Source organism: Staphylococcus sp. HMSC06C11 (assembly GCF_001808345.1).
In the GTDB taxonomy this organism is placed as follows: domain Bacteria; phylum Bacillota; class Bacilli; order Staphylococcales; family Staphylococcaceae; genus Staphylococcus; species Staphylococcus capitis.
In genome coordinates, this window is sequence record NZ_KV793036.1 from 79816 (window position 1) to 102974 (window position 23159).

26 protein-coding genes and 1 other annotated feature are annotated in these 23159 nt (G+C 34.1%); of the genes, 16 read left to right on the forward strand and 10 right to left on the reverse strand.

Features of this window, described 5'->3' with window-relative positions; translation table 11 throughout:
• The first annotated feature begins 105 nt into the window (after positions 1-105).
• Positions 106-518 (forward strand) — a binding site (T-box leader).
• Between the two features lie 65 nt (positions 519-583).
• The 5 genes from HMPREF3154_RS03085 to HMPREF3154_RS03105 are packed head-to-tail and all read left to right on the forward strand — an operon-like array spanning position 584 to position 7659.
• Entirely contained in the window at positions 584-1687 is a 1104-nt protein-coding gene (locus HMPREF3154_RS03085) for a PLP-dependent transferase (protein ID WP_030061346.1), read from the forward strand.
• Positions 1684-2859, forward strand: coding sequence for a cystathionine beta-lyase MetC (gene metC / locus HMPREF3154_RS03090; RefSeq protein ID WP_030061349.1), 1176 nt, complete (start codon positions 1684-1686; stop codon positions 2857-2859). Before HMPREF3154_RS03085 ends, metC begins: the two co-directional genes overlap by 4 nt.
• On the forward strand, positions 2813-4651 hold the full coding sequence (locus HMPREF3154_RS03095) for a bifunctional homocysteine S-methyltransferase/methylenetetrahydrofolate reductase (RefSeq protein ID WP_037550897.1): 1839 nt from the start codon (positions 2813-2815) through the stop codon (positions 4649-4651). Before metC ends, HMPREF3154_RS03095 begins: the two co-directional genes overlap by 47 nt.
• Positions 4648-6894 (forward strand): 5-methyltetrahydropteroyltriglutamate--homocysteine S-methyltransferase, encoded by a 2247-nt coding sequence (gene metE / locus HMPREF3154_RS03100; RefSeq protein ID WP_070474345.1) that lies wholly within the window; start codon positions 4648-4650, stop codon positions 6892-6894. Before HMPREF3154_RS03095 ends, metE begins: the two co-directional genes overlap by 4 nt.
• Before the next feature lie 21 nt (positions 6895-6915).
• Entirely contained in the window at positions 6916-7659 is a 744-nt protein-coding gene (locus HMPREF3154_RS03105) for a cyclase family protein (protein WP_002454405.1), read from the forward strand.
• A 393-nt stretch (positions 7660-8052) separates the two neighbouring features.
• On the opposite strand, the gene HMPREF3154_RS03110 is transcribed toward HMPREF3154_RS03105, so the two are convergent.
• Genes HMPREF3154_RS03110 through HMPREF3154_RS03120 form a run of 3 tightly spaced genes read right to left on the reverse strand, consistent with a single transcriptional unit; the run spans position 8053 to position 10591 of the window.
• Positions 8053-8700: a 3-oxoacid CoA-transferase subunit B gene (locus tag HMPREF3154_RS03110; RefSeq protein WP_030061357.1), complete on the reverse strand. Its 648-nt coding sequence runs from the start codon at positions 8698-8700 to the stop codon at positions 8053-8055.
• A 4-nt stretch (positions 8701-8704) separates the two neighbouring features.
• Positions 8705-9400 (reverse strand): CoA transferase subunit A, encoded by a 696-nt coding sequence (locus tag HMPREF3154_RS03115; protein WP_030061359.1) that lies wholly within the window; start codon positions 9398-9400, stop codon positions 8705-8707.
• A gap of 3 nt (positions 9401-9403) precedes the next feature.
• The gene (locus HMPREF3154_RS03120; RefSeq protein WP_030061361.1) at positions 9404-10591 is read right to left on the reverse strand and encodes an acetyl-CoA C-acetyltransferase; all 1188 of its coding nucleotides are present in this window, start codon (positions 10589-10591) and stop codon (positions 9404-9406) included.
• A gap of 403 nt (positions 10592-10994) precedes the next feature.
• Here HMPREF3154_RS03120 and HMPREF3154_RS03125 point away from each other — a divergent pair, with 403 nt between their 5' ends.
• The gene (locus HMPREF3154_RS03125; RefSeq protein WP_002434067.1) at positions 10995-11381 is read left to right on the forward strand and encodes a VOC family protein; all 387 of its coding nucleotides are present in this window, start codon (positions 10995-10997) and stop codon (positions 11379-11381) included.
• A gap of 181 nt (positions 11382-11562) precedes the next feature.
• Here HMPREF3154_RS03125 and HMPREF3154_RS03130 read toward each other — a convergent pair whose 3' ends face one another.
• Both HMPREF3154_RS03130 and HMPREF3154_RS03135 read right to left on the reverse strand, forming a co-directional pair.
• A complete protein-coding gene (locus HMPREF3154_RS03130; RefSeq protein ID WP_002469649.1) occupies positions 11563-11814 on the reverse strand; it encodes a helix-turn-helix domain-containing protein in 252 nt (83 codons plus the stop codon).
• 112 nt (positions 11815-11926) lie between these two features.
• Positions 11927-12127 (reverse strand): YozE family protein, encoded by a 201-nt coding sequence (locus HMPREF3154_RS03135; protein ID WP_016898412.1) that lies wholly within the window; start codon positions 12125-12127, stop codon positions 11927-11929.
• Positions 12128-12455: 328 nt separating this feature from the next.
• Here HMPREF3154_RS03135 and HMPREF3154_RS03140 point away from each other — a divergent pair, with 328 nt between their 5' ends.
• The 5 genes from HMPREF3154_RS03140 to HMPREF3154_RS03160 all read left to right on the forward strand — a co-directional run bounded on the left by HMPREF3154_RS03140 (position 12456) and on the right by HMPREF3154_RS03160 (position 16658).
• On the forward strand, positions 12456-12659 hold the full coding sequence (locus tag HMPREF3154_RS03140; protein ID WP_002434049.1) for a helix-turn-helix transcriptional regulator: 204 nt from the start codon (positions 12456-12458) through the stop codon (positions 12657-12659).
• Positions 12656-13375, forward strand: a complete 720-nt coding sequence (locus tag HMPREF3154_RS03145; RefSeq protein WP_030061364.1) for a DUF3169 family protein — start codon at positions 12656-12658, stop codon at positions 13373-13375. The genes HMPREF3154_RS03140 and HMPREF3154_RS03145 overlap by 4 nt, the downstream gene beginning before the upstream one ends.
• A 36-nt stretch (positions 13376-13411) precedes the next feature.
• Complete coding sequence (locus HMPREF3154_RS03150; RefSeq protein WP_030061365.1) at positions 13412-14254, forward strand: ABC transporter ATP-binding protein; 843 nt, start codon at positions 13412-13414, stop codon at positions 14252-14254.
• Positions 14254-14889 (forward strand): ABC-2 transporter permease, encoded by a 636-nt coding sequence (locus tag HMPREF3154_RS03155; protein ID WP_030061366.1) that lies wholly within the window; start codon positions 14254-14256, stop codon positions 14887-14889. Before HMPREF3154_RS03150 ends, HMPREF3154_RS03155 begins: the two co-directional genes overlap by 1 nt.
• Positions 14890-15299: 410 nt before the next feature.
• Positions 15300-16658 carry an MFS transporter gene (locus HMPREF3154_RS03160; protein ID WP_049427055.1) on the forward strand — a complete coding sequence of 453 codons (1359 nt, stop codon included), beginning with the start codon at positions 15300-15302 and terminating at the stop codon, positions 16656-16658.
• Between the two features lie 77 nt (positions 16659-16735).
• On the opposite strand, the gene lepB is transcribed toward HMPREF3154_RS03160, so the two are convergent.
• The 5 genes from lepB to HMPREF3154_RS03180 form a co-directional block, all read right to left on the reverse strand.
• Complete coding sequence (gene lepB, locus HMPREF3154_RS03165; RefSeq protein ID WP_002454395.1) at positions 16736-17311, reverse strand: signal peptidase I; 576 nt, start codon at positions 17309-17311, stop codon at positions 16736-16738.
• A gap of 25 nt (positions 17312-17336) precedes the next feature.
• Positions 17337-17498, reverse strand: a complete 162-nt coding sequence (locus HMPREF3154_RS11365) for a VraH family peptide resistance protein (RefSeq protein WP_002434595.1) — start codon at positions 17496-17498, stop codon at positions 17337-17339.
• A 25-nt stretch (positions 17499-17523) separates the two neighbouring features.
• Entirely contained in the window at positions 17524-18180 is a 657-nt protein-coding gene (locus HMPREF3154_RS03170; protein ID WP_023349949.1) for a hypothetical protein, read from the reverse strand.
• Between the two features lie 14 nt (positions 18181-18194).
• Positions 18195-18575 carry a hypothetical protein gene (locus HMPREF3154_RS03175; protein ID WP_030061370.1) on the reverse strand — a complete coding sequence of 127 codons (381 nt, stop codon included), beginning with the start codon at positions 18573-18575 and terminating at the stop codon, positions 18195-18197.
• A gap of 217 nt (positions 18576-18792) precedes the next feature.
• Entirely contained in the window at positions 18793-18987 is a 195-nt protein-coding gene (locus HMPREF3154_RS03180; RefSeq protein WP_133063776.1) for a hypothetical protein, read from the reverse strand.
• Positions 18988-19261: 274 nt separating this feature from the next.
• On the opposite strand from HMPREF3154_RS03180, the gene HMPREF3154_RS03185 reads away from it, so the two are divergent.
• From HMPREF3154_RS03185 to HMPREF3154_RS03205, 5 genes are all read left to right on the forward strand, one after another.
• Positions 19262-19663, forward strand: a complete 402-nt coding sequence (locus tag HMPREF3154_RS03185; protein WP_030061372.1) for a YxeA family protein — start codon at positions 19262-19264, stop codon at positions 19661-19663.
• A gap of 13 nt (positions 19664-19676) precedes the next feature.
• Positions 19677-20075 (forward strand): YxeA family protein, encoded by a 399-nt coding sequence (locus HMPREF3154_RS03190; protein ID WP_049427063.1) that lies wholly within the window; start codon positions 19677-19679, stop codon positions 20073-20075.
• A 162-nt stretch (positions 20076-20237) separates the two neighbouring features.
• A complete protein-coding gene (locus HMPREF3154_RS03195) occupies positions 20238-20996 on the forward strand; it encodes an ABC transporter ATP-binding protein (RefSeq protein WP_002454391.1) in 759 nt (252 codons plus the stop codon).
• Positions 20986-22866 (forward strand): ABC transporter permease, encoded by a 1881-nt coding sequence (locus tag HMPREF3154_RS03200; RefSeq protein WP_030061376.1) that lies wholly within the window; start codon positions 20986-20988, stop codon positions 22864-22866. The genes HMPREF3154_RS03195 and HMPREF3154_RS03200 overlap by 11 nt, the downstream gene beginning before the upstream one ends.
• Positions 22867-22910: 44 nt before the next feature.
• A complete protein-coding gene (locus HMPREF3154_RS03205) occupies positions 22911-23105 on the forward strand; it encodes a VraH family peptide resistance protein (protein ID WP_002434632.1) in 195 nt (64 codons plus the stop codon).
• The last annotated feature ends 54 nt before the right edge of the window (positions 23106-23159 follow it).

Consider the following 23159-nt stretch of genomic DNA (forward strand, 5'->3'; position numbering starts at 1 on the left):
GTCGCACTTCTAAGTAAACTGTTTAATCTAAATTTTCAGAAAAGTTGTTGACAAATCATTTCCTACTCTGTAATCTAAGTATTAACAATTACAAAACGAAACATTTTACACACTATAAAAAGGAAAGTAGAACTTACACTGCTTTTACAGAGAGTCTTCGTTAGCTGAGAGAAGGTATTGAAAGAAAGTTTGAAAATGGCCTTGGAGTGTTGATGCCAATATGAGGTATCAACGGGTTCGCCCGTTATAGCGATACAGTATTAACATTGTAGTTGAATGGCGTACTGGAATTCATTACCATCGTCACAACATATCGTTAATACTCATTTATTCTTCCTAAGACTAAATGAGTTTTTTATTTGGCTCAATGATTTAACATAACGATAATGCTTGTGATTAAAGTTAACACTTCCATAAATAGACGTTGTTCAAATATAATGGCGTACTGGTAGAGGTCACTTTAGCAATAAAGTGACAAACAAAGGTGGTACCGCGAAACTTAAGCTTTCGTCCTTTACATCCGAATGAATCGGGTTTAAAGGACGGAAGCTTTTTTTATTTATTTAATTAGGAGGGTCTAGAAATGAAGGATACTGAATTAGCTCAAATTGCTCTAACAAAGGATCATACCGGCGCTATTGCCAATCCAATTTATTTATCTACTGCATATCAACATCCTCATCTAGGTCAATCAACAGGATATGATTATACACGCACTAAGAACCCAACTCGCACAGCGTTCGAAGAATCATTTGCCAAACTGGAAAAAGGCATTGCATCTTTTGCCACTTCTAGTGGAATGGCAGCAATCCAACTCGTTTGTAACATCTTCAAACCTGGGGATGAAGTGCTCGTAGCATTTGATTTATACGGAGGCACTTTCCGTTTATTCGATTTCTACGAACAACAATATGGCGTGAAATTTAAATACGTTGATTTCTTAGATTATGAAGATGTTGAAAAAAATATAACTCCACAAACAAAAGCTTTATTTATTGAACCGATTTCCAATCCACAAATGATAGAAATTGATGTCGAGCCGTATTATGTTCTAAGTAAAAAACACAATTTATTAACAATCATTGATAATACGTTCTTAACGCCCTATCTATCAACACCTCTTGAAGAAGGTGCAGATATCGTTTTACATTCAGCAACGAAATATATTGGTGGACATAACGATGTATTAGCCGGCGTCGTAACTGTGAAAGATGAACGCTTGGCTGAACAACTTGGACAATTCCATAATATGATTGGCGCAACGTTATCACCTTTAGACAGTTATCTACTTCAAAGAGGACTTAAGACATTACATCTTCGTATCGATCGCTCTCAAGAGAATGCACAACGACTGGCTGAACGTTGTCGTCATTCAGAATCCATAGACGAAGTCCTCTATAGTGGCCGTACAGGAATGCTTAGTTTAAGACTCAATAAGGCTTTTAGCGTCGCTAAGTTTTTGGAAAATTTAGACATTTGCATATTCGCAGAAAGTTTAGGAGGTACAGAAACATTTATCACCTTCCCATATACACAAACACATGTAGATATGCCTGATGCTGAAAAAGATAAACGAGGAATAGACGAACACCTGATTCGACTATCAGTTGGCATTGAAGATTATCAAGATATTGAAGCAGATATTATTCAAGCATTAGAAAATTCTAAAGTAGGAGTGATTTCATGAGTTTATCTAGAGAGACAGAAGTAATCTTTGATTCACGTAGAGGACAGGATTATCACTCAGCAAATCCACCCTTATATGATTCTTCAACATTTCACCAAACAGTACTTGGTGGGAATGCACAATACGACTACGCAAGAAGTGGAAACCCAAACCGTACACTTTTGGAAGAAAAATTAGCACGTTTAGAAGGTGGAAAATATGCTTTCGCATATGCCTCAGGTATAGCAGCCATAACTGCTGTCTTACTTACACTCAAATCAGACGATCATGTAATTCTTCCTGATGACGTTTATGGTGGCACATTTCGTCTTACTGAACAAATATTAAATCGTTTTAACATTAAATTTACGACGGTAAATACGACAAACATTCTAGAAATTAAAAATGCAATTCAATCAAATACAAAACTCATATATGTGGAAACGCCATCGAACCCACTTTTCAAAATTACGGATATTCGTGCAGTAGCCAGAATAGCCAAACAAAACAACTTACTCTTAGCGGTAGATAATACCTTTATGACACCCCTTGGTCAATCTCCTTTAGCTCTAGGAGCAGATATTGTAGTACATAGTGCTACTAAATTTTTAGGTGGTCATAGTGATCTTATTGCTGGAGCAGCGATCACTAATCGTAAAGATATTGCAGATGCCCTTTACCTCTTACAAAACGGTACTGGTACGGCGCTTTCAGCTCATGATAGTTGGACGTTAGCAAAGCATCTTAAAACATTACCTGTAAGATTTAAACAATCTGTAGAAAATGCCGAACGTTTAGTTAAGTTCTTAAGTCAAAGTAACGAAATTGCTGAAGTATATTACCCAGGAAATAATCCAACACATTTAAGACAGGCTTCAACCGGTGGTGCTGTCATTGGCTTCAGACTTAAAGACGAATCAAAGGCACAAACCTTTGTAGAGTCTCTAACTTTACCACTTGTGTCTGTCAGTCTTGGCGGAGTTGAAACAATCCTTTCCCACCCAGCCACAATGTCTCACGCAGCTGTTCCTGAGGCAATAAGAAATAAGAGAGGCATTACTTTCGGTTTATTTCGCTTAAGTGTAGGACTAGAGGACCCAGAAGAAATCATTGCAGATATTAACTACGCTTTAAAGGAGGCTTTCAATGAGTCAATTTCTGAACCAATTGCAGAACAACGTTTTGGTAGCTGATGGAGCTATCGGAACAATATTTTATTCAGAAGGGCTCGACACTTGCCCTGAAGCATATAACTTAACCCACCCTGATAAGGTAGAACGTATTCATCGCTCTTATATTGAAGCAGGTGCAAACGTCATTCAAACCAATACGTATGGTGCTAACTTTGAAAAGTTAAAAACTTTCGGCTTAGAACATCGTGTCAAAGAAATTCATAAAGCAGCAGTTCAAATTGCAAAACGTGCAGCGCATCATGACACATTCATCTTAGGAACTGTAGGTGGCTTTAGAGGTGTCAGACAAGATGACATCAGTTTGTCTACGATTCAATATCACACCGAATTACAAATTGATACTTTGATTGACGAGGGCGTAGATGCGCTACTATTTGAAACCTACTACGATTTAGACGAATTAAAAAGTATTGTTGTCGCCACACGTCGAAAGTATGAGATTCCTATCATCGCACAGTTGACCGCTTCAAATACGAACTATCTTGTTGATGGTACTGAAATCAATGACGCTCTTAAACAACTGGTTGCATGTGGGGCTAATGTCGTAGGTCTCAATTGTCACCATGGTCCACACCATATGCAGCGTTCATTTTCACATATAGAACTTCCGGATAATGCCTATTTATCGTGTTATCCAAACGCGAGTCTCTTAGATATTGAAAACAGTGAATTTAAATACAGTGATAATGCCCAATATTTCGGAGATGTAGCACAAGAATTAATTAATGAAGGTGTGAGATTAATTGGCGGATGTTGCGGCACGACACCTGAGCACATTCGTTACATTAAGACTGCTGTTCAAGGTTTAACACCTATAAAAGACAAGAAGGTCGTTCCAATCACGAAGAAATCTAATCACAAACCTACGAAAGTGGTTAAACAGAATCTGACTTCTAAAGTTAAGAATGGTCCAACGGTCATTGTGGAACTTGATACTCCTAAGCACTTAGATACAGATACCTTCTTTGAAAATGTAGGCAAACTCGATGAAGCAGGTATCGATGCCGTCACATTAGCTGACAATTCACTTGCAACGGTTCGAGTAAGCAATATTGCAGCCGCAAGTCTTATTAAACAACAATATGATATCGAACCACTCGTTCACGTGACATGTCGCGACCGAAACCTTATCGGCCTGCAATCTCACCTTCTAGGATTATCACTCATTGGTGTAAACGAAATTCTAGCAATTACAGGAGATCCTTCTAAAGTAGGTCACTTACCAGGAGCAACCAATGTCTACGATGTAAATTCAAAAGGTTTAACGGAACTCGCATTGAGATTTAACCAAGGTATTAATACAGATGGTGATGCGCTGAAGAAACATACAAACTTCAACATCGCAGGTGCGTTCGATCCAAACGTACGTAAACTAGACGGCGCCGTAAAGCGTCTTGAGAAAAAAGTCGCAAGTGGCATGAGCTATTTCATTACACAACCCGTTTACAGCAAAGAAAAAATTAAACAAGTTTATGAAGAAACGAAACATTTAAATACACCGTTCTTCATTGGCATTATGCCTATCGCTAGTTATAATAATGCACTTTTCTTACATAACGAAGTGCCAGGCATAAAGATGTCAGAAGATGTATTGAACCAATTCAAAGCTGTTAAAGATGATAAAGAAAAAACGAAAGAGTTAAGTTTACGACTTTCAAAAGAATTAATCGATACAGTGCATGAATATTTTAATGGTTTATACATTATTACACCATTCCAGAAGGTGGATTACTCACTAGAACTCGCAGCATACTCTAAATCAATTACTGCTAATAAGGAGGCAATATTATGACAACAATTAAAACTTCAAACTTAGGATTCCCAAGATTAGGTAGAAAAAGAGAATGGAAAAAAGCTATCGAAAGTTACTGGGCTAAAAAAATTAATAAAGCTGAATTAGATCAAACACTTACTGATTTACACAAAGAAAACCTATTACTTCAAAAGAATTATCATTTAGATAGTATTCCAGTTGGAGACTTCTCATTATATGACCATATTCTTGATACATCTCTACTATTCAATATTATTCCTAAACGTTTCCAAGGTCGTGAAGTCGATGACGATTTATTGTTTGATATCGCCCGCGGTAATAAGGAACATGTAGCGAGTGCACTAATTAAATGGTTTAATACAAACTATCATTACATCGTACCGGAATGGGACAATGTAGAACCAAAAGTTGAGAAAAATACATTATTAGAACGATTCAAATATGCTCAATCTATTAATGTGAATGCTCACCCTGTGATTGTTGGACCTATCACATTCGTCAAACTCTCTAAAGGTGGCAACCAATCATTTGAAGAAAAAGTTCAAACATTGCTTCCACTTTATAAAGAAGTTTTATCATCATTGATTCAAGCTGGTGCTGAATACATTCAAATTGATGAACCTATTTTAGTAACTGACGATAGCGAGAGCTATGAGGATATTACAAAAGAAGCTTATGAATATTTTGCTCAAGCGGGCTTAGGTGAAAAGTTAGTCATCCAAACTTACTTCGAACGTGTGCATTTAAAATTCTTAAGTTCATTACCAGTTGGCGGATTAGGTTTAGACTTTGTTCATGACAATGGTTATAACTTAAAACAAATTGAATCAGGAGATTTCGACTCAAGCAAGTCACTTTATGCTGGTATTATTGATGGTCGTAACGTGTGGGCTGCAGATATTGAAGCTAAAAAGCAATTAATTGAAACGTTGCAACAATATACTAATCAATTAGTAATTCAACCATCGTCCTCTCTCCTACATGTGCCAGTCTCATTAGATGACGAAACGTTAGATGAATCTATTGCCGAAGGTTTGAGTTTTGCTACTGAAAAGTTAGACGAATTAGATGCATTACGTCGTTTATTCAACAATAATGATAGCGCAAAATATGACGAGCTCAAAGCACGTTACGAACGTTTCCAAAGCCAATCATTCAAAAACCTTGAGTATGACTTTGATAGCGTTCCTACAAGTCGTAAATCACCATTCTCAGAACGTAAACAAAAACAATATGCACGTCTAAATTTACCAGATTTACCAACTACAACAATCGGGTCATTCCCTCAAACACGTGAAGTACGTAAATATCGTGCAGATTGGAAGAACCGTCGCATTACAGATGCTGAATATCAAGAGTTCCTACAAAATGAAATTGCACGTTGGATTAAAATCCAAGAAGACATCGGTTTAGACGTCCTCGTGCATGGTGAATTCGAACGTAATGACATGGTTGAATTCTTTGGTGAAAAACTTCAAGGCTTCTTAGTAACTAAGTTTGGTTGGGTGCAATCATATGGCTCTCGTGCAGTTAAACCACCTGTGATTTACGGGGATGTAAAATGGACTGAACCTTTAACTGTTAAAGAAACAGTCTATGCACAAAGCTTAACTGATAAGCCAGTCAAAGGTATGTTAACTGGATCAGTAACAATTCTTAACTGGTCATTCGAACGTGTAGATGTATCACGTAAAGTTGTTCAAGATCAAATTGCATTAGCTATTGATGAAGAAGTCTTAGCGCTTGAAGAAGCAGGCATTAAAGTTATTCAAGTAGACGAACCAGCATTACGTGAAGGCTTACCATTACGTTCTGAATATCATAATCAATACTTGAAAGATGCCGTCAACTCATTCAAGTTAGCAACATCGTCCGTTCATGATGAAACACAAATTCATACACATATGTGCTATTCTCAATTCGGACAAATCATTCATGCTATTCACGACTTAGATGCTGATGTTATATCAATTGAAACATCACGTAGTCATGGTGATTTAATCAAAGACTTTGAAGATATCAATTATGATTTAGGTATCGGATTAGGTGTTTATGATATTCATAGTCCACGTATTCCGACTGAAGAAGAAATTACAACAGCAATTAATCGTTCTTTACAGCAAATCGATCGTTCATTATTCTGGGTAAATCCAGATTGTGGTCTTAAAACGCGTAAAGAAGACGAAGTGAAAGATGCCTTAACAGTTTTAGTTAATGCCGTTAAGAAGAAACGCCAAGACAACGATGCAACAATAGCTTAATATCATTCAGAGGTGATGGTTATGACAAACTATCCTTTATGGGAGCAACTCAATCAACTTAAAGAGGCCCAATGGGTCGACTTAACTCATACGTTCGATCCAGACATTCCTCGCTTTAGTGAGTTTGAAAAAGGCGAAGTTTCAACACTCTTTAACGTCAAAGATCATGGTTTTTACGTTCAACGATGGAATATCGTTACTCAATATGGTACACATATCGATGCGCCTATTCATTTTGTGGAAAATAAGAGATATTTAGAAGAGTTAGACTTGAAAGAACTAGTATTACCACTTATTGTCTTAGATTACTCTAAAGAGGTTGCAGAGAATGCAGATTTCATCGTGACACGACAACACCTTGAAGAATGGGAAAGTCAGCACGGCAAAATTGAAGCCGGTACCTTCGTCGCACTCCGTACAGATTGGTCTAAACGTTGGCCAGATATAGATCAGTTTGAAAATAAGGACTCCGACGGCAACCAACATTTACCTGGTTGGGGTTTAGATGCGTTAAAATTTCTTATTGAAGAACGTGGCGTAAAATCTATAGGCCATGAAACGTTTGATACCGATGCCTCAGTTGATACTGCTAAAAATGGGGATATTGTAGGAGAACGTTATATTCTAGGTAAAGATACATTCCAACTTGAATTATTAACAAACTTAGATCAACTTCCTACAAGAGGGGCCATTATTTACGCAATAAGTCCTAAACCTAAAAATGCACCCGGCTTCCCTGTCAGAGCATTCGCAATCAAACCATAAAAGTAAAAAGATTTGAGCGATTCTATTTAAAACAATCAACTATCGAGTATATCAATCATCTAAAGTAACATACTCAAACACTTTGGTAAGCTTTGAGCCGGCTTGCCAAAGATTCATAACTCAAGGTGCAACACAGCCTTAACAAAAATTAAGATCGCACATCACCTTTTGCCATGAGTTACATGCGCGAATCGTAATGAAAGAGCCATTCATTACGTCATCGCCCAATCTAACCTTCCTATTTTAATAAATATAATAAAGCTTTAAGTGATATCGTAGTAGAGTATCACTTAAAGCTTTTATAATGTAGCTATTAATTTTTCAAATCAGTATTAAAATGATGAAAACCAGAAAGAGAGGCGTCTTAATTAAACTTCCCCTTCACAGTCGCATTTACTTCAAACAATTCACAAAGTGTGCTTCTGTTTTATCTTCAACTTCTTTAAGTGTCACACCATCTTGTAACTCAACCAAACGCATCTGACCATCAATAAAATCAAATACGGCTAAATCGGTAATTAATCTAGATACAACACCCGCACCAGTTAATGGTAAATCACATTGCTTTTTCACCTTTGACGCACCATGTTTATTGGTATGGAACTTAATCACCACAACCTTTTTAGCACCAACAACTAAATCCATTGCGCCTCCCATACCTTTGACGAGTTTGCCAGGAATCATGTAATTCGCTAAATCGCCTGTTTCAGAAACCTCCATGCCGCCTAAAATTGCTAAATCTATATGTCCACCTCGAATCATCGCAAATGACTCCGCATTATCGAAGTAACTCGCCCCTTTTGCGACTGTCACTGTTTCTTTGCCTGCATTGATCAAGTCTGGATCTAGCTCGTCTTCAGTCGGATAAGGGCCTATACCTAGTAAACCATTTTCCGATTGAAAATAAACATTCTCTACACTTTCAGGCATCGCATTCGCTACCAATGTTGGCATACCAATACCTAAATTAATGTACATATCACTTTTAATTTCACGTCCTGCACGTAGCAAGATTTTCTCTTTAGGTGTTAATTCAGTCATGCGTTTAACCCTCCCTTAGCGTTCTTTTTTCGATGCGTTTTTCAAAATTTTCACCTTCGAAAATATAATCTACATAGATACCTGGGAGATGCACCTGATTAGGATCAATTTCACCAACATCAACAATTTTCTCTACTTCAACAACGGTTGTCTGAGCAGCCATCGCACATAATGGATTAAAATTACGTGCTGTTTTATTAAATATTAAATTTCCAGCTGTATCCGCTATATCAGCTTTTACGATGGCAAAGTCTCCTTGAATCGCTTCTTCCATGACATACTCACGGCCATTAAATACGCGTGTTTCTTTACCTTCAGCAATCTCAGTACCTACACCTGTGGCAGTGTAAAATGCGGGAATCCCCGCCCCTCCTGCACGTAATTTTTCTGCTAATGTCCCTTGAGGCGTAAGCTCTACGTCTAACTCACCTGAGATAAATTGCTGTTCGAATAATTTATTTTCACCTACATAAGAACTAATCATCTTGTCCACTTGTTTATCCTGAAGTAACACACCAAGGCCAAAGTCGTCTACACCACAATTGTTACTAACAACAGTGAGTCTCTTAGTACCACGTGCTTGAATAGCTGCAATACTGTGTTCGGGAATGCCGCATAGACCAAACCCACCAGCAAGTATAGTCATGCCGTCTTCTAAATGTTCAAAGGCAGATTCAATATTCGTAATGACTTTACCCATGCATTATCCCTCCTCATAGTGAGAGACAACAGTAGCAATACCTTGTCCTCCACCAATACATAATGAAGCGATACCCGTTTTTGTGGTTTCGTTCAATTGATGTAATAACGTTACAAGTATACGCGCACCTGATGCACCGATAGGATGACCTAGCGCAATTGCGCCACCTTTCACATTTACTTTATCTTGTGGTAGTTGAAGTTCGCGATCAACTGCCAATGATTGAGAGGCAAAGGCTTCATTTAATTCGAAAACATCAATATCTGAAACTGATTTATTCGAGCGCTTCAATGCTTGACGAACCGCTTCAACAGGACCAATACCCATGATTGATGGATCCACGCCACTCGTGCCGAAACTATCAAGAATTGCAATCGGCTTAACACCTAAGGCTTTTGCTTTCTCTTCAGTCATCACTAACATCGCAGCCGCACCATCGTTAATACCGGACGCATTACCAGCTGTCACTGAACCATCTTTTTTAAACGCAGGACGTAACTTACCTAACTTATCTGCTGTTGTGCCTTGGCGGATACCTTCATCTTGCGAAACAATAATAGGATCACCTTTACGTTGAGGTACCTCAACCGGTACAATTTCAGCGTCAAATCCACCAGTTTCTTGTGCATGCGCCGCCTTTTGTTGTGATTGGGCTGCGAATTGGTCTTGTTCCTCTCTACTGATGCCATATTTTTCAACTAGATTCTCTGCAGTAATTCCCATATGGTAATCATTGAATTTATCAGTTAAACCATCACTTACCATGCTATCTTCTAATGCTTGATTGCCCATTTTAAAGCCAAAGCGACCATTTTTTAATAACATAGGTGATTGCGACATACTCTCCATGCCACCTGCAATAACAACCTCATTATCACCAGCTACGATAGATTGATATGCAAGTTGAATTGCTTTCAACCCAGAACCACACACTTTATTCAGAGTAAATGCCGGCGTTGCTTCAGATAATCCTCCTTTAATAGAAGCAATACGAGCAGGATTTTGTCCTTGTCCTGCTTGTAAGACATTGCCCATAATCACTTCATTGATTTCATTTGAATCTATACCTGTATTTTTAACGATGTGCTTGATGACTGTTGCACCTAAATCATATGCAGGTACATCTTTGAATGCGCCTCCAAATACGCCAATAGGTGTACGATATGCTTCTGCTAGAACTACTCGTGTCATGTATTATTCATCTCCTTATTATTTATCTTTTTATTCTGAAAATGGGGGTCGAACCACATGTCAGTCTCATGTAATTTTCCCTAATCTATAAAACAGTAAAACGTCTATATATTAAATATGAATTTCACCTGAATTACTGTTCTTTAAGGTACGATTTAAGTATGTATTCATACATCGCGCGTTCCCACTCATTACTGACAATAGTACCAAAATTTAGCTTTAATTTTCCAGAAACAATACATCTCTAAATAGATAAAAATGATTTAACATGATTAAAACGTTTAACTTGTCATTTTAAGACTGACCTTTCATGAAATATTACCTTAATTAATCATCCAATATTATGTATAACACAAAAAATATAAGGGAATTATTTAAAAAGTAGATAAAGGGGGAGAAATATATGGATATTATTGCAAATAGTATATTCGTTGAAAATCAAGAAGAAGCATTACAATTTTATACAAACGTGTTAGGCTTTAAGAAAAAACGCGATGAACCTGTCGGAGAGGGATTTCGCTGGTTAACACTTGTCTCTCCAACACATCAAGATGGTACAGAATTAATTCTAGAACCAAACGGCAATCCCATTTCTAAAGACTATCAAGAGCGCCTATATGAAGCTGGGATTCCAATTACAATGTTTGGTGTTAAAGATGTACAACAAACATATGAAACGTTATTAGAATCAAATGTTAACTTTAAAGTTACACCTACCACGATGGGTAGCGTCAGAATGGCTATCTTTGATGATACTTGTGGTAATTTAATTCAAATTATTGAAAATTAAATAAAAAATTAAGAAGAAATAGCAGAGTTTAACACGGCCGGGTAGACTGACCGCATTATTATAAACTCATATAGCTATTTCTTCTCGATTTTACATATCATGTTATGAATATAAGGTGAGAACTATTGTTGATTATTATGAATTGAGAAGTATATACTTACTTTCCTTTACATTTGCCTTATTACTTATTAATTGAAACATCATCAACTGAATCTTTTAGCTTTTTCATTTCACTATCTAAAAACTCTTGATGAGGTACATCGAAATACTTACTTAAAACAAGTGCATCTTCCATTTTGGGTTCGTTCTTACCATTTTCCCATTCCCAAATATGATGAACTTCATATTTAGTACCAAATTTCTTGTTTAAGTCTTCTACAAGCTCTTTAATTTCTAAATTATTTTTTTCTCGAATATTGTGTAAATTATTCATACTCAACACTCCCTGAAAGTCTTTTATACACATCACTTAAATACTTTGTTAAGTCTCTTTACTTTTAGAGAATTCATTTTCAATAAATATTAATAGTGATGATAAAAACTAATTACTTCTGTTGATACGTTTCAATAGCCTGATGAATTGTATCATGTAAACTTGGTTCTTCAAGCCAATGATGAAATCTTTCAATGATGTCTCTAGGGGTAGAGATATCTTCAGGAAAATCAATATCTTTCATACCTTCAAATAAATCGCCAAAATGACTTTTCTCACCTTCATAGTTTTTCATGAAGTTATAAAAACTCACCACTTGCACCTCCTGCATTTCATAACAATAGATATATATTAACAAAATATATACATTTCCAAAATACATTTGTTTTAATTTATTAGCGAAAAAATGTAAATAAACATTACAATTAATTGAATACATTTTTTAAATTAAATGTAACAGCAATATTCCTTTAACAATCGCTCGTTTAGTTCGAGTAAAGACAATCCCTTTCCCTCTTAAACCTTTAGCAGACATTTAAATTAACTTAAATGTTTTGACATTAATGCGCGTCAATTTGACTAATATACTTGTCAAATTGACTAAAGTAATATATGTTATTGATGTAAGGAGTTGATAGAAATTGCGAAATCGACTTAAAGAATTACGTGCAAGAGACGGATATAACCAAACGCAACTTGCTAAGAAAGCAGGGATTTCAAGACAAACCGTTTCTTTAATTGAACGTAATGATTTCACACCTTCTATTTTGACAGCAATCAAAATAGCTAGAATTTTTAATGAACCAGTAGAAAACATTTTTATCATCGAGGAGGGAGATTTATGAAAGTAGGAAGATACATATTATTAACACTTATCGGAGGAATAATTGGAGGATTGATAGGTCTTTCTTTCGGCGGAATTAAAATTTTAAGTCTGACACCATTCACTCATTTTGCCAAAACTAACGTCGTTATCATAATTGCAACTATATCTTCAATAATCAATATACTTCTAACTTTATATTTATTTAAAGTACACAAAGATGCACTCAATTTAAAAGTTAAAACTAGGAATCACATTGATGATGAGTCTGCAGATTTATATGAGAAAAAGGCATATCTAAAATCGATGAAAAGTGACTTTATCTATTCAATACAAATACTAATCAGTCTACTAACTATTTTAATCGTTGTTTTAGGTAATGCGTCAGCAAAAAATATAATGTTTGTGATAATACCTTACGTTATTACAATTATTCCAGCTTTGATGATAGGATTTTTCATCCGAAAATTTGATCCTAGATATCCTAAACTAGGAGAGAAAAACTATATCGAAAAAACATTAAATTTATTCGATGAAGGTGAACGTCATATCACTTTAATTGCTATGTATAAATTGTATAGAGTTAACATCTCATTGATAATTGGAGGGTGTTTAATCGTTGGTCTATTCTCAATTTCCACAGGCATTAACCAAACATTGAGCTTAATCATATTAATTATTCTTTTTGTTTATAACACATTTGGTTACTTAACTAAAATCAATAAATTTTATAAATAATACTAAACATGTTTAATTTTTCAGGAGGATAGTCTTATGGAAAAGTTTTTAGATATTCAAAATCTTAATAAGTCGTATACAAATTCAGAATTTCGACTTTCAAATATTTCTTTTTCAATTGGACAGGGTGAAGTGATTGGCTTAATCGGTAAGAACGGATCAGGGAAGTCTACCCTCATTAATACAATTGTAGGAAATAGACATAAAGATAGTGGTTCAATTCGCTTTTTCGATGAAGAAGTGAGCGAAGAAGACGTTCAATACAAAGAGCATATTGGTGTAGTGTTTGATGATTTAAGAGTACCTAATAAATTGACTTTAACATCTATAGACAAAGTATTCACTAATATTTATAACACTTGGAATAGTGATAAATTCTTTTCATTGGTAAAGGAATTTGAATTACCAACACATAATCAAATCACTACCTTCTCAAGAGGTATGAGAATGAAAACAGCATTATCTATTTCAATGGCACATGACTCAAAGTTACTCATTCTTGACGAAGCAACTGCTGGGATGGATGTATCAGGCCGAGAACAAGTGATTGAAATTCTTGAAGATTTTGTGGCACAAGGTAACAGCATTCTAATTTCTTCTCATATTTCAGAAGATATAGAACAACTCGCTAATCAATTAGTATTTATGAGAGACGGCGAAATCATTTTAAAGGAAAGTAAAGAAGAACTACTCAAAAATTATGGCATTGTTGACCAACCTGTTGAATCATTTAATATTTCTAACGACTATTTGGTCGCGTCACGTCAAAGAAATCATAATAGAATTAGTCTTGTGAACAATCATCATGAGGTTCCCGAAGCCAAACAAATTAACAACATTGATGATGCAACTAAAATTATTATGAGAGGTGATAAATAATGAAAGGTTTAGTATTGAGTACTTTATATGCAACTAAAAAACCATTAATTATATATTTCATTGTTGGAATCATAACAGCTATAATTATGACTTTTTTAAACCCAACTATGAGCGGTTTCATGGTAGTAGTATTATTGGTTTCATCTATTGCAGATAATTTCAAACGCGAAAAAGATTCTAAATGGATGTATTACGTCTCTACATTGCCTGTAAAACGTGCTGATTATGTAAAGAGTTACTATTTACTTTTTGGCGCTATCACAGTCATCTCTTTTGTGATTAGTTTCCCAATTGTATTGATAATTACACACAGCATAAATATGGCGTTGATTGCCTTTTTAGTTTGTGTTGGTTGTACAGGGTTATATTCCGCACTATTCCCATTAACATTTAAATTCGGCCCTGAAAATTCAAACACAATCATCATGATTACCGTTTTCTTTATGATTATTATATATTTCGTATTCTATATTTTAGCACTTGCTCTAGGTGCACATCATGATAGTTCAATGATTAATATGTTAAGTAGTACAAATAGTTTACTTGTGTTTATTGTCTTTGGCATATTGGGGTTAGTGACTTTTGCCTTAACTTATATTTTATCTATAAAAATTTTTAATAAAAAAGAACTATAATAAGTTTCATATATCCCCTCACTATTACAATAGTGAGGGTTTTTTAGTATGGCTAAGATCATCCATTAATAACCTACTTTTTTATTTAATATGATTAAAAGCAATTATGCTTTAGATAATAGACTTTAATAAGGGATAAGAATATTTTTAAAATTAAATTCTAAATCTAAACAAATAGATTTTTCGTACAATTCTGGATATTATCAACATGTTATTATATGATGTGGATAACTTGAAGTTTATCTCTAAATGTTGCTATACAGGTGTTTGGGTTTAGTTATCCATAAAGTTATCCACAATTATTAAATAAATATGTTAGTAATGTTAATAAAATTTTAATCTCAAGTTAATTGTTACTTAATGACACTCAATTACGCTTAAAAAGACAAATAATTTAAGGGAATGATAATATGGAAATCGTAAAAAATAAAAATGATTTATTTAGAATTATCGACCATGCAGACCAGAAACATACATCTAAAATTCTTCTTTTTATGATATTAGGCACGATTTTTTTAGATGCGTATGACATTACCATTTTAGGTACAATGACAGACCAGCTAACGAAAGAATTCCACCTATCTCCAACAATGCTTTCAGTGGTTATGACTTCCTTACCTATTGGAGCACTTTTTGGAGCCATACTAGGGGGTTCACTTGCATATAAATTCGGGCGTAAGCGTATATTATCTGTCTCATTACTTATCCTTGTAATCACTTCTTTAGGCGCAGCACTTGCTCCTCATTTAGCTATTTTACTTATCTGCCGCTTCATTATGGGCTTCGCTATCGGTATGGATAGTCCTGTTGCATTCACTTTCATTGCTGAAATTAGTAATAAATGGCAGAAAGGTCGTAATGTTAACTATTGGCAGGTTGTATGGTATGTAGCAATCGTTGCCTCAGCTTTAGTAGTTATCGCCTTCTTTTTAATGGGTACAGGTGAACACTTATGGAGATTCGCAGTTGGCTTTGGTGCTTTGATTGCTTTAGTACTCTACATTTTACGTATTAATTATTTAAAAGAGAGCCCAACTTGGATGATTAATCACCACTCTCTTAAAGAAGCTACCGAGTATGTACGAAATAATTATGATGTGGATTTAAAACTTGAAGGTACTGGGGAGTCATTTTCCGAGAATAAATCTTCAAAGTCTTCTGGCACTGAAATATTTAAACCTAAATATTTGAAAAGGATTGTACTAGCAACAGCCATTTCAACATTACAGGGAATGCAGTACTATGGAGTAGGATTATATATCCCAATAATTGCAACTTACATAATTAGTAAAGATAAATTAGGCGTGCTATTAGGTACAGCTATCGTGAATATAGCAGGTATTATTGGTGCTTATGTAGGATCGCAACTGACATATAAGGTAGGTACACGCCGACTCACAATGATTGGTTTCAGTCTTGTGTTAATCGCGATGGTTATGACGGGCTTGTTCTATCATAGTCTACCAATGATTATCAATACATTCTTGATCGCATTGTTCTTATTTGGACATTCTGGTGGACCTGGTACACAAGGTAAGACGATTGCGGCTTTATCATTCCCAACATATTTACGCTCACAAGCTACTGGTTTCGTAGAATCAGTAAGTCGTACGGGAAGTATTATCGGTACATTTGTATTTCCGATTATACTTGCAGCTGTGGGATTAACAAATACGATGCTTATCTTAGCCATCGTTCCTTTAGTTGGTCTAATTATCACGACTGCATTGAGATGGGAAGCTGTTGGAAAGAATGTAGAGGACGAGTAAATATTATATAAAGAAAGCCTCTTAGCTAGACCTCCCTTAATTGAGGGTAGTCTAAATTGCTAAGAGGCAATTTTTTATTAATTAGGGAAAGTACCTGGATTAAATCCGCCTTTCCATTTATTTAACGGCCAATATCTAAATAATACTTTACCAACAAGTTGATCTTTATCGACTAATCCTACATCGTAACGACTATCAACACTATTTTGACGATTATCCCCTAATACTAAGTATTTATTTTTAGGGATTTTCATATGTCCATTAGCGCCTCTAACTGTTTTAGATTTAAAATTCTCAGTTAAATACTTTCCGACTTTATGTTTCTTATTATAATTTAAATATGGTTCCGACACTTTCTTATTATTTAAATATAATTGGTCTTTCTTGTACTCTACAGTATCTCCAGGTTTACCTATTAAACGTTTAATATAGTCATCTTTTTTAGTTGCATGAAAAATAACTACGTCGCCAGAATTAATATGATTCAATGTTTTAGAAATACGGCTAACCATCACTCTATCCCTGTCTTCAAAAGTAGGATGCATAGACTCACCTGAGACGGTATAGGAAGTAAACAAGAATTTCTGTACTAATCCAACAATGATAAGCGCTACTGCAATTGCAATAATCCATTCTAATATCTCTTTTTTCATGGTTTAGGCTCCTTGATTCTTTAAATTATTCTTCTTCAGTTGTGTGGATAAGGTAACCAACACCTAACGCTGCAGGTATACCAATAAATGGTGTGAACATTGAACTAAATAATAAACCAAATACTAAGGTACATAAGATACCTAAATATCCACTTTTTTGTTCATTCTCAATAAATTTTTTTATCAAAGATTTAATTCTCCTTTAATGCTCACTATTGTACTATACCATTTTTAATTTTCACATTCTTACCGGTTTTAATTTTATCGTATTGTTTCTTTGGTACAACAATGACGCGTTTACCTTTATTCGTTTGTATAGTAACAGTGTATAATTTTTCATGAGGTTTCATTTGATTTTTTAACATATTCATTTGGTACTTCACACTACTTGTCTTACTCTGATTCTCTTGAGAGGCAATGATATAGAAATACAACCAATTATTATAGTATGACGTCGCCATATATTGTGAAGTATATGGCGCACCTGAGCTGTATCGTCGTCTTGGTGCCATCATTGAACGTGCTTGTTGAGATTTAGTGTGATATGCACCTTGTTTATACTTCGAAGCATTTCTACTAGAAGCTATACTACTTGTTCTAGTTGCTTGTTGCGCAGCACGTTGGCTTGATTGTTGGGCAGCTCGTGACGCATTAGCTGCACTTGAGCGACTCATTGATGAACTAGATGATGTTGAGCCTCTTGCAGCTGACGAGGAAGCACTTGATGATGAACTACTACTTGAACTACTTGAGCTAGAACTACTAGACCCTCCTGATGTTGCAGCGTCTAATTCCGTTGATAACATACCAAGTGAGGCTGTAGTGATAATAATCATTAAACTTATAAATTTTAATATTTTACCTTTCATCAACTCACCTTTTCTTATTTAGATACTTCATCTTTAGAAACTGCTTTACCTTCAACATCATCATCGCCGTATGTCATGTAAGGTGGGCGATAGACATGAATTTTACTACCATCTTTAACTATGTATGGTTTTTTATTTCCATCACTTAAAATATGTTCATAAACATGTTTTAAATCTGTTTTCTCTAAATGTGATTTACCTTTATTGTCTTTATATTTAATCTCTACATTAGGCGTGTCTTCTCCACCATCATTTAGTACTTCATAATATACGTATTCATATTTATCTGATTTTTGACTTTCCTTCGAAGGTTCTTTCTGCTTTCCAGTTCCCCCACAAGCTGTGAGGATAAATGCTAAACTTAACAAACTAATTAATAGTATTAACCTTTTCATAAACATACTCCTTTATAGTCTTTAAAGTTTCATAAAAATTATAACAATTGTTTTTTAAATTCATATTAAGATTTAACCAAACTCAATGATTTACAATGTTATTTAACTGCATCATCTCATAAATTAATTATGTAATACAAATTATTTTTTAATATCCCAAATAATTAAAAAATGTTGAGAATGAACATTAAAAATTCCCAACACTAGTTGATTACATCTATTTACTTTCTTTAAAATCTTTGATGACTATAATATTGATAATTAGCCAAATCAATTGGCAAATCAAAGGCGCAAGAAATATTCCTATAAATAGAAAGGCAAATTTATATCCTTCCATTTCATTGTTTAAGCCATTCATTAAACCTAATACTAGTAAAATAAGTGCCACCACTACCCAAAAAATTGTAGACACCACCATCAAATCCATGAAATTTTCATACTTTTACCTCACTTATAGTTATGAAATATATATTAAGTATGGCTATTGTTTCAACTTTTAAATTGATGTAATCATATCAAACAGTTCTAAAGGTTAAAAACGTTCTTAATTACACATAGAAGGATCAAATTTTATAAACCTTTCAACCGTGTAAGTTTCAATCGTTGATTTGTAAGATTAGATAAAGGCAACGTTACAATAAAGCTCCTACAATGAAATTGTAATCAATTCAAAGGAGTGTTTATTCATGAAAGCATTAAAAATTTCATTAACTACTGTAGTAGTTATTATCTTATTACTAGTAGGATTACTTTTCGGATTAAAAGTTTATGGCGATCATCATCCAAATAACAAAGATGTTAAAAGTTTAAATATGGCTAACCCCTTAGAACCAACAAAAGAATATTATGTGAAAACGACTAAACCAATGAAACATAAACCTAAGCAATATGAAGATGTTGATAACGTTTATAAGACTACTGGTTATGATGATAAAGGCAACAGTAAAAAAATCTTATACACAGGAATGAAAAAACTTAAACCAAATCATTATTTAAAAATTAAAGAAAAATTAAACACAGTGAGAAGCTATGACGAAGTTAAAAAAGATGAAATTCCTAAAAAAACAATGAGTAAATTAGAGAAATAAATGGTGAAAGATTATGAAAGCTTTGAAGAAACTATCAATTACACTAGGCGTTTTTATTCTTCTAATTGGTGCGCTCATGCTAGTAGGTAAAATTTATAGTGAACATCATCCAAACGACCCCACAGTACGAGATTTAAATAAATATAATTTTATGATACCTAAAGAAGATTATTTTGTTAAAACTGATAAACCTGTTAAAAAAGAAAAATTCGGAACAGACTTCTATAATTATACTTATAAAACTGTTGGTTATGATAAAAAAGGTGATGGCAAGAAAATCACCTATACCGCAACTAAGAAATTAAAAACAAATCATTATCTCAAGTTAACAACAAAACAGGATCAAGTTTTAAGTTATTCAGAAGTTAAAAAAAGAGAGATTCCTGAAGACGCCAATAAAAATTTAAATTAATTTATTTCCACGATCTTTTAAAAAGTCGTGGTTTTATTTTTATAAAGATAATTAAATCTTACATACCTGTAAGTTACAACAAGCAATTTGTAAGGTTAGATAAAGGCAACAGCCATAGATTCTCTCTACAATTTAAGTATAAACACATTGAGGAGTGAGAAGATGACGATATTAAAAGTTAACAAATTATCAAAAGTATATGGAGACAAACAAAAGTACCAAGCACTTAAAGATATCAGTTTTTCAGTTGAAAAAGGAGAATTCGTAGCAATCATGGGACCTTCTGGTTCAGGTAAAACTACATTATTAAATGTTCTTAGTTCTATTGATACTATCTCAGGAGGTTCTGTAGAAGTCGATGGTAATGAAATAAACAAACTAAGTAATAAAAAGCTTGCAAATTTCCGTAAAAAACAACTTGGATTCATCTTCCAAGATTATAGTGTACTGCCTACTTTAACCGTTAAAGAAAATATTATGCTTCCACTTTCAGTCCAAAAAATTCAAAAATACGAAATGGAACAGAATTACAAAGAAGTGACAGAAGCTCTTGGTATTAATGACCTGGGAAATAAATATCCTAGTGAAATTTCAGGTGGACAACAACAACGTACGGCAGCCGCCCGTGCTTTCGTTCATAAACCAAATATTATCTTTGCCGATGAGCCTACGGGTGCTCTAGATTCGAAAAGTGCTCAAGATTTACTTAATCGATTAGAAGATATGAATAAACAATTTAATTCAACGATTATTATGGTTACTCATGACCCATCAGCAGCAAGTTTTGCTGAGAGAGTAATTATGTTGAAGGATGGTAATATTCATTCTGAAATTTATCAAGGAGACGACTCTAAACAAGACTTCTATCAAGAAATCATCAAATTGCAATCGGCATTAGGTGGTGTCACTCATGACGTTTAATCAAATTACGCTTAAAAATTTAAGACAGAACATCAAACACTATGGCATGTTCTTATTCTCTTTATTATTAAGTATCGTACTTTATTTTAGTTTCTCAACTTTGAAGCATTCACACAGTATTAATAATTCAACTTCTATGGCAATAATTCAAAAAGGATCTAGTTTCGGAGCATCAATTTTATTCATTATTATTATTATATTCTTAATGTACGCGAACCACTTATTCGTTAAAAGACGTACAAAAGAGTTTGCATTATTCCAACTTATCGGACTCACAAGAGGAAATATTCTTAGAATGTTAAGTATTGAGCAATTCGCGATATTTGTAATTACAGGTATCTTAGGCGTGCTCATTGGAATTTTCAGTTCACAACTTTTACTTGCCATTGCTTCTAAATTGATGAAGTTAAAAGTTCATCTTTCAATAGGATTTGAACCCCAAGCACTAATCATTACTATCATAATGTTAGTCATTGCTTTTGTTTTAATACTTGTTCAGAATTACCTTTTCCTAAAAAGAAGAAGCATCTTAACAATGATGAAAGATAGTTCTCAATCTGAAGCAACTAAAGCACGTATTTCAGTTCCTGAAATTATTGGTGGTATCCTAGGTATCTTAATGATAGCTTTAGGGTATTATATGGCAACTGAAATGTTTGGTGTATTTAAATCACTTACTATAGCATTAGTTACACCATTCATTATTTTATTCTTAACAATTGTCGGTGCTTACTTATTCTTTAGAAGTTCAGTGTCACTCATTTTTAAAACGATAAAACGTTCAAAGAATGGTCGTGTTTCAATCACAGATGTGGTGTGTACATCTTCTATCATGCATAGAATGAAGAAAAATGCGATGTCATTAACAGTCATCGCCATCATTTCAGCGTTAACTGTTACAATTCTTTGTTTTACAGCTATTACTAAAGCAAATTCGGATTATAATATTGAATCATCAACACCACAAGACTTTGACTTCTCAAAAGGTAAGCAAGCGCATAAATTTGAACAGCAATTAGATAAAAATAATATTAAACACGATAAACATACTTATGAGTCAATTAATCCTAAAACAGTTAAAGATAACGTTATGACATTACAAGATGATTCTGAAGGTTTCTCACAGAATACGTCAATGATTGTTAATAAAGATCTTAAAGGTAGTAACGCTCGATTAACAAACACTAAAACCGCTATCGGAATGATGAAATTTAATATGAATCAAAGTATCACAGTTAAAGGTAAGTCTAAAACAACTGTAAAAGTAACAGATAAAGACGATTCCAAAGTTTATCCATCTGAATTATCATATGCAGCTCCTATAGTAGAAGTAAGTCCTAAAGTATACAACTCATTAAAAACAGATAAAAATACTGCGCACGTTTATGGATTTAATATTAAACATCATAGCGATATGAAAAAAGCTGAACGTATCGCGTCGAAAGTTGATCCAAATGTAACTTCTAAAGATGAATTGAAAAAAGTGGTGGACGCAACAAATGGTATTTTCATATTTGTAACTTCATTCTTAGGATTAGCGTTCTTAATCGCAGCTGGATGTATTATTTACATTAAACAAATGGATGAAACTGAAGATGAAATCGATAATTTTAAAGTCTTACGACGAATCGGATTTACTAATTCTGATATGTCTAAAGGGTTATTATTAAAGATTTTATTCAACTTTGGATTACCTTTAATTATAGCTCTACTACATGCGTTATTTGCGGCACTAGCCTTTATGCATGTTATGGGCAATGTAACAATGGTACCTGTATTCCTAGTAATGATTGTTTACACAGTCATCTACCTCATCTTTGCTCTTATAGCATTTATACACTCAAATCGTGTCATTAAGCGCTCAATTTAAAAAGGATTTTTCAAATAATTAATTAAAAAAGGATGGTATTTATTATGAAAATTAAAGATTTAATCAAACAATCATATGAGGATTTAAAAAATTTAACTATTAACTGGTTCAATATCTTAATGTTAGTTGTCATTGTATTTGTTTTAAGTAATATTATTACGCCTATCGCAGGTATTCCTGTTGGACTATTAGGAGGCGCATATTTCTTAAAACGTCGTGAAGAAAAAGAAGATCAATAACTTAATCATAAAAAAAATAACACCCTCATTGGAGATGTCAGTACAGTTCGACAC

Bases quoted from the DNA above. Each gene is read 5' to 3' on its own strand.
- HMPREF3154_RS03185 (WP_030061372.1), top strand. From the start codon at position 19,262: ATGAAAGCATTAAAAATTTCATTAACTACTGTAGTAGTTATTATCTTA.
- HMPREF3154_RS03110 (WP_030061357.1), bottom strand. From the start codon at position 8,700: ATGACTGAATTAACACCTAAAGAGAAAATCTTGCTACGTGCAGGACGT.
- HMPREF3154_RS03175 (WP_030061370.1), bottom strand. From the start codon at position 18,575: ATGAAAAGGTTAATACTATTAATTAGTTTGTTAAGTTTAGCATTTATC.
- HMPREF3154_RS03120 (WP_030061361.1), bottom strand. From the start codon at position 10,591: ATGACACGAGTAGTTCTAGCAGAAGCATATCGTACACCTATTGGCGTA.
- HMPREF3154_RS03190 (WP_049427063.1), top strand. From the start codon at position 19,677: ATGAAAGCTTTGAAGAAACTATCAATTACACTAGGCGTTTTTATTCTT.
- HMPREF3154_RS03145 (WP_030061364.1), top strand. From the start codon at position 12,656: ATGAAAGTAGGAAGATACATATTATTAACACTTATCGGAGGAATAATT.
- metE (WP_070474345.1), top strand. From the start codon at position 4,648: ATGACAACAATTAAAACTTCAAACTTAGGATTCCCAAGATTAGGTAGA.
- HMPREF3154_RS03195 (WP_002454391.1), top strand. From the start codon at position 20,238: ATGACGATATTAAAAGTTAACAAATTATCAAAAGTATATGGAGACAAA.
- lepB (WP_002454395.1), bottom strand. From the start codon at position 17,311: ATGAAAAAAGAGATATTAGAATGGATTATTGCAATTGCAGTAGCGCTT.
- HMPREF3154_RS03085 (WP_030061346.1), top strand. From the start codon at position 584: ATGAAGGATACTGAATTAGCTCAAATTGCTCTAACAAAGGATCATACC.
- HMPREF3154_RS03115 (WP_030061359.1), bottom strand. From the start codon at position 9,400: ATGGGTAAAGTCATTACGAATATTGAATCTGCCTTTGAACATTTAGAA.
- HMPREF3154_RS03155 (WP_030061366.1), top strand. From the start codon at position 14,254: ATGAAAGGTTTAGTATTGAGTACTTTATATGCAACTAAAAAACCATTA.
- HMPREF3154_RS03130 (WP_002469649.1), bottom strand. From the start codon at position 11,814: ATGAATAATTTACACAATATTCGAGAAAAAAATAATTTAGAAATTAAA.
- HMPREF3154_RS03160 (WP_049427055.1), top strand. From the start codon at position 15,300: ATGGAAATCGTAAAAAATAAAAATGATTTATTTAGAATTATCGACCAT.
- metC (WP_030061349.1), top strand. From the start codon at position 1,684: ATGAGTTTATCTAGAGAGACAGAAGTAATCTTTGATTCACGTAGAGGA.
- HMPREF3154_RS03105 (WP_002454405.1), top strand. From the start codon at position 6,916: ATGACAAACTATCCTTTATGGGAGCAACTCAATCAACTTAAAGAGGCC.
- HMPREF3154_RS03200 (WP_030061376.1), top strand. From the start codon at position 20,986: ATGACGTTTAATCAAATTACGCTTAAAAATTTAAGACAGAACATCAAA.
- HMPREF3154_RS03150 (WP_030061365.1), top strand. From the start codon at position 13,412: ATGGAAAAGTTTTTAGATATTCAAAATCTTAATAAGTCGTATACAAAT.
- HMPREF3154_RS03125 (WP_002434067.1), top strand. From the start codon at position 10,995: ATGGATATTATTGCAAATAGTATATTCGTTGAAAATCAAGAAGAAGCA.
- HMPREF3154_RS03170 (WP_023349949.1), bottom strand. From the start codon at position 18,180: ATGAAAGGTAAAATATTAAAATTTATAAGTTTAATGATTATTATCACT.
- HMPREF3154_RS03205 (WP_002434632.1), top strand. From the start codon at position 22,911: ATGAAAATTAAAGATTTAATCAAACAATCATATGAGGATTTAAAAAAT.
- HMPREF3154_RS03095 (WP_037550897.1), top strand. From the start codon at position 2,813: ATGAGTCAATTTCTGAACCAATTGCAGAACAACGTTTTGGTAGCTGAT.